This window comes from Nocardiopsis sp. NPDC055824 (assembly GCF_053616335.1).
On the sequence record NZ_JBSHDN010000311.1, the window covers coordinates 1 to 5,067 of the forward strand.

Here is a 5,067-nt window from a genome sequence, read left to right on the forward strand (position 1 = left end):
GCCCCGGCCTGAGGCCGCCGCCCGGAGGCCGGTGCGCCGCCGGACGGGGTGTCCCGCCCTGTGTCGAGACGAAGATTCGGATTGCTACCATCTCGGAAAACGAGACAGAAAGGCGCCGATGGCCTCCCTCGTCTTCGCCGTGTTCGCGCTGGCGCACCTGTGCCTGACCCTCTGGCTGGTGTGGCTGGCGGCCACCCGGCGCTCCGCCCACACCTGGCTCGTCGCGCTCGTCGCCGCGGGCCTGGTCTACGACAACGGGATCGTCGCCCTCGGCTCCACCCTCGGTGCGGGCGACCTGCTGTACGCGCTGAACCTGCCCCGGTTCCTCGTGCACGCCCTGGTCACACCGCTGCTGGTCGTCTTCGCCGTCGGAGCCGCCCGCGACCTCGGGCTCGGCTGGGCGCGCGGGCGCGCCGTCCACGCCGCCTCCTGGCTCCTGGCGCTGGCGCTCATCGCCTACGGCCTCGCCACCGAGGCGGTGGGGCTCGCCCTGGTCCCCGGCCGGGAGGGGGACGCGCTGCGCTACTCCGCCGCCGAGTCCTCCGTGCCGATCCCCTCCGTCACGGCCATCGTCGTGCTGATCCTGGTCGGCGCCGCGCTGCTGGTCCGTGCGCGGAGCGCGTGGATGCTGGCCGGGGCGGTGTTCATGTTCGCGACCGCGGCGGCGCCCTCCGCGCCGCTGGCGGTGGGCAACCTGGGGGAGGTGGCGCTCATCGCCGGACTCGCCCTCACCGCGCGGAAGGCGGGCAGCGCCGGTACTTCGGTGCGGCCCGCGTGGACGCGCTCCCGGGAGGCGCCCCCGGCCCGCTGAGCACTCCCGCGGCTGCCGGGGAACGCGCGGCGGCGACGCGGGGGAGGAGGCCGGCGGGCGCCGGCGGCCCACCCGTCACCGGTGTCGGTGCCGTCCGCCGGCCGGGCGGCCGAAGCCTCAGGCCGAACGCCCGGCGATGGGGTGGTAGGCGCGCTCCCGGCCCTCGAGGGCGTCCGTGACCATGGCTCCCAGGCTGTTGCGGATGTGGGAGCGCACCAGTCCTGCCGCGGCGGCGCCCTCGCCGGCGACGACGAGCTCCAGGATCCTGTGGTGCTGGTTCAGGTCGATGGTGCGCGGCTCGGCGCCCGCGGGCAGTTCCAGCCCGATCCGCCGGTACCGGTCGGCCTTGTCCCACAGGTCGTCCAGGAGCCTGACCATCACGTTGTTGTGGGAGGCGGCGTAGATCGCCCGGTGGAAGGCCCGGTGCGCCGTGATGGCCTCCTCCCCCCAGCTGCGGGTGACCGGCAGCAGGGCGTCGGCCGCCGCCCTCATCGCGGCGATCTCCCGGTCCGTCCGGCGCAGCGCGGCGAGCTCGGTGGCGGAGGGTTCCAGCGAGAAGCGGACCTCCAGCAGCTCGCGCGCCTCGAAGGCGCTCATGGGCGCCACGCGGACGTCCCGGTGGGCGTCCATCACGACCCAGTCCTCGCTGGCCAGCCGTCTGATCGCCTCGCGCAGGGGGGTGATGCTCATCCCCATCTCCTCCGCCAGTTCGTACTGCGACAGGCGTGATCCCGGGGCGAGCTCACCGGAGGTGATGCGGCGGCGCAGCTCCGCGTAGGCCAGGCCGCCCTTGCTGGAGAAGACGTTCGCGCTGGTCATCGTGGCCTCTCTCACACAATCCTCGCTCGCGGGCTTGTGACCCCCGTCTCGGTCAGTATAGGCTCCGCATAACTTATAAGGGACTTATAAGAACTGGTTCGGCAGGAAGAAGGCCATGAAGATCGTTTCCGCCCACGTCGGGACCATCCCGATCAGCTCGTCGATGCGCAACGCCTACATCGACTTCAGCAAGATGGACTGCACGATCCTCGCGCTTGTCAGTGACGTGGTGGTCGACGGTGAGCCCCTGGTGGGCTACGGCTTCAACTCCAACGGCCGGTACAACGCCACGGCCATCCTGGGCGAGCGGATGCTGCCGCGGCTGCAGGACGCCTCGCCGGAGGAACTGCTGGACGGCGACGGCGAACTCTCGCCCGCCGCGGCGTGGGACGTCATGATGCGCAACGAGAAGCCCGGCGGGCACGGTGAGCGCTCCGTCGCCGTCGGCGTGGTGGACATGGCGCTGCACGACCTCGCCGCCAAGGCCGCGGGTGTGCCGCTGTACCGGTGGATCTCCGACCACTACGGTGACGGCGACCCGGACGAGGACGTCTTCGTCTACGCCGCCGGCGGCTACTACGCGCCCGGCAAGTCCCTGAAGGACCTGCAGGACGAGATGAGGGGCTTCCTCGACGCCGGGTACGAGATCGTCAAGATGAAGATCGGCGGCGCCGACCTGGCCGAGGACCTCAGGCGCATCGAGGCGGTCATCGACGTCCTGGACGGCGACGGGTCCCGCCTGATGGTGGACGTCAACGGCAAGTTCGACCTGCGGACCGCGCTGGACTACGGCCGGGCCATCGAACGGTACGGCCTCTTCTGGTACGAGGAGGTCGGCGACCCGCTGGACTACGGCCTCAACGCGACGCTGTCGGAGAACTACCGCCACCCCATCGCGACCGGCGAGAACCTGTTCTCGCTGCAGGACGCCCGGAACCTGATCCGCTACGGCGGAATGCGCCCGGACCGCGATTTCCTCCAGGTCGACCCGGCGCTGAGCTACGGGTTGACGGAGTACCGCCGGGTCCTGGACATGCTCGCCCTGCACGGCTGGTCCTCCCGCCGGTGCGTCCCGCACGGGGGGCACCAGTTCTCACTGCACATCGCCGCGGCCCTCAAGCTCGGCGGCAACGAGTCCTACCCCGGGGAGTTCCAGCCCACGGGCGGTTTCACCGACGACGCGGTGGTCGCCCGCGGCCGTGTGGCGCCGGGGGAGCTGCCGGGCATCGGGCTCGAGGGCAAGGCGGAGTTCCACCGCCTCCTCCGCGGCCTGCACGCCTGACCGGCCGGGGCCGGCGGCCCCCGAACCGTCCGCGGAGGCGGGGCCGCCGGTCCCGACGACACCCGCGACCGCCCCGGGGCGGTCCGGACGACCGTCCCCGCGGCGACCCCCGACGAAGTCGGCCCCATGACCGACGACGGACCCCTGGGCTCCCCGGCGGAGTGCCCACGTCCCCCTTTTCCCTCATGGCCGATGTCGACCCGCGTACCCCCCGCGCCGACCCCCCCCGCAGCAAGTCGCGCCGAGCAAGAGACCGAAGAAGGTACGGCAATGGCACACTCCTACCTGTATCCCCTCCGGGGGAACCTGTGGGCCTCGCACCGCGAGATCAAAGAGCTCCTGACGTTCTCCAGCCGCAGGAAGGCACCGGGGCCGGAGCCGGTGGCGTCGTCCCCCGGGGGCGGCGGAGTCTCCGAGCGGGCCCCCGGCGCCCCGGAGGGCCCGGGACCGGCCCGGGGCTCCGGGGATCCCGGACCCGGGTACACGCCCGCACGCCTCATCGGACTGGTACTCGGGCCGCTGCTCTTCGCGGTGACGCTCGTGTTCTTCGAGCCCGAGGGGCTCTCGCCGGAGGGGCGGGCGGTCCTCGCCACCACCCTGTGGGTCGCGACCTGGTGGATCACGGAGGCGATCCCCATCCCGGTCACGTCCCTGCTCCCGATCGTGCTCCTGCCGCTGACCGGTGCGCTGGGCGGGGACGCGGTGGTCGCGGCGTACGGCAACGACATCATCTTCCTGTTCCTCGGGGGCTTCTCGCTCGCGATCGCGATGGAGAAGTGGAACCTCCACCAACGCATCGCCCTCTCGATCGTCGCGGCGATCGGCACGAGTCCGCGCCGTATCGTCCTCGGGTTCATGGTCGCGACGGGCTTCCTGTCGATGTGGGTCTCCAACACGGCCGCCACGATGATGATGATCCCCGTGGGGCTGGCGGTCGTCTACCAGGCCGCCCGTTCGCTGCGGGGCGGGGAATTCGCCGCGGACCTGCCGAAGTTCGAGAAGTCCATCGTCTTCGGTATCGGTTACGCGGCCACCATCGGCGGTCTCGGGACGCTCATCGGGACGCCGCCGCTCGCCATTCTCTCGGCGACCGTCGGGGAGCTCTTCGGCGAGAGCATCTCGTTCGGCGGATGGATGGTGTTCGGACTCCCGATCGTCGTCGTCCTCCTGGCCTTCGCGTGGTTCTACCTGACCGGCGTCGTGTTCAAGGTCCGCTTCAAGCACCTCCCCGGCGGCAAGGAGATCATCCGGGGGGAGAGGAGGTCCCTCGGCAGGATGTCCGCCGAGGAGAAGGCCGTGCTCGTCGTCTTCCTCGGGGCGGCGTTCATGTGGGTGACCCGTTCGTTCCTCTGGGACGACCTTCTCCCGGGCATCAGCGACGGCGTGATCGCCGTCGTCGCCACGGTGGTGCTGTTCACGCTTCCGTCGCGCAACGACGAGGAGAGGAAGATCCTCCGATGGGAGGACTCGAAGAAGATCCCCTGGGGGATCCTCCTGCTGTTCGGCGGCGGGCTGGCCATCGCCGCGGGGTTCGTCGAGACCGGCCTCTCCGCGTGGATCGGCGAGCAGCTGCGCACGCTCGACGGGATCGACGTGGTCCTGATCATCGTCATCGCCACCGCCCTCGTGCTGTTCCTGACGGAGATCACCTCCAACGCCGCGACGGCGACGATGATCCTCCCCGTCATGGCGGCCTTCGCGATCTCGCTGAACGTTCACCCCTACGCGCTGATGGTCCCCTGCGCGATGGCCGCGAACTGCGCGTTCATGCTTCCGGTGGGCACCCCTCCGAACGCGATCATGTTCGGCACCGGCCGGGTGACGATCATGGAGATGGTCAGGACCGGGTTCTGGCTGAACGTCATCGCCCTCGCCCTCATCGTCGCGGGCACGCTCTACATGCTGCCGCTCATGTGGGGGATCGACCTCATGTCCCTTCCCGCCGGGTTCCGGTGAGGCCTGGCCGGTGACACCGGCCCGGAGGAGCGGGGCGTGGACCCCGCCCCTCCTGGCCGGTTCCGCCGGGTGCTCCGCGCCGGTCCCGGGGGACGCGTTCGCCGCCCGGTCCGGTCGCCGGCCGCCCATGCAGCACCGCCGCGGGGCCCCCGGGGGGGGGCCCGACCCCCCCCCCCCGGCCCCCCCCCCCCCCCCGCCC

4 protein-coding genes are annotated in these 5,067 nt (G+C 71.5%); 3 read left to right on the forward strand and 1 reads right to left on the reverse strand.

Annotation, left to right across the window (positions count from 1 at the left end):
• The first annotated feature begins 118 nt into the window (after positions 1–118).
• Complete coding sequence (locus ACWGL3_RS30860) at positions 119–811, forward strand: hypothetical protein (RefSeq protein WP_452462103.1); 693 nt, start codon at positions 119–121, stop codon at positions 809–811.
• A gap of 117 nt (positions 812–928) precedes the next feature.
• Here ACWGL3_RS30860 and ACWGL3_RS30865 read toward each other — a convergent pair whose 3' ends face one another.
• Positions 929–1,630 carry a GntR family transcriptional regulator gene (locus tag ACWGL3_RS30865; RefSeq protein ID WP_267949854.1) on the reverse strand — a complete coding sequence of 234 codons (702 nt, stop codon included), beginning with the start codon at positions 1,628–1,630 and terminating at the stop codon, positions 929–931.
• 115 nt (positions 1,631–1,745) lie between these two features.
• On the opposite strand from ACWGL3_RS30865, the gene ACWGL3_RS30870 reads away from it, so the two are divergent.
• Together ACWGL3_RS30870 and ACWGL3_RS30875 are read left to right on the forward strand one after the other, a co-directional pair.
• The gene (locus ACWGL3_RS30870) at positions 1,746–2,912 is read left to right on the forward strand and encodes an enolase C-terminal domain-like protein (protein ID WP_267949855.1); all 1,167 of its coding nucleotides are present in this window, start codon (positions 1,746–1,748) and stop codon (positions 2,910–2,912) included.
• A 270-nt stretch (positions 2,913–3,182) separates the two neighbouring features.
• A complete protein-coding gene (locus ACWGL3_RS30875) occupies positions 3,183–4,868 on the forward strand; it encodes an SLC13 family permease (RefSeq protein ID WP_452462104.1) in 1,686 nt (561 codons plus the stop codon).
• Positions 4,869–5,067 lie beyond the last annotated feature (199 nt).

Bases quoted from the DNA above. Each gene is read 5' to 3' on its own strand.
- ACWGL3_RS30875 (WP_452462104.1), top strand. From the start codon at position 3,183: ATGGCACACTCCTACCTGTATCCCCTCCGGGGGAACCTGTGGGCCTCG.
- ACWGL3_RS30860 (WP_452462103.1), top strand. From the start codon at position 119: ATGGCCTCCCTCGTCTTCGCCGTGTTCGCGCTGGCGCACCTGTGCCTG.
- ACWGL3_RS30870 (WP_267949855.1), top strand. From the start codon at position 1,746: ATGAAGATCGTTTCCGCCCACGTCGGGACCATCCCGATCAGCTCGTCG.
- ACWGL3_RS30865 (WP_267949854.1), bottom strand. From the start codon at position 1,630: ATGACCAGCGCGAACGTCTTCTCCAGCAAGGGCGGCCTGGCCTACGCG.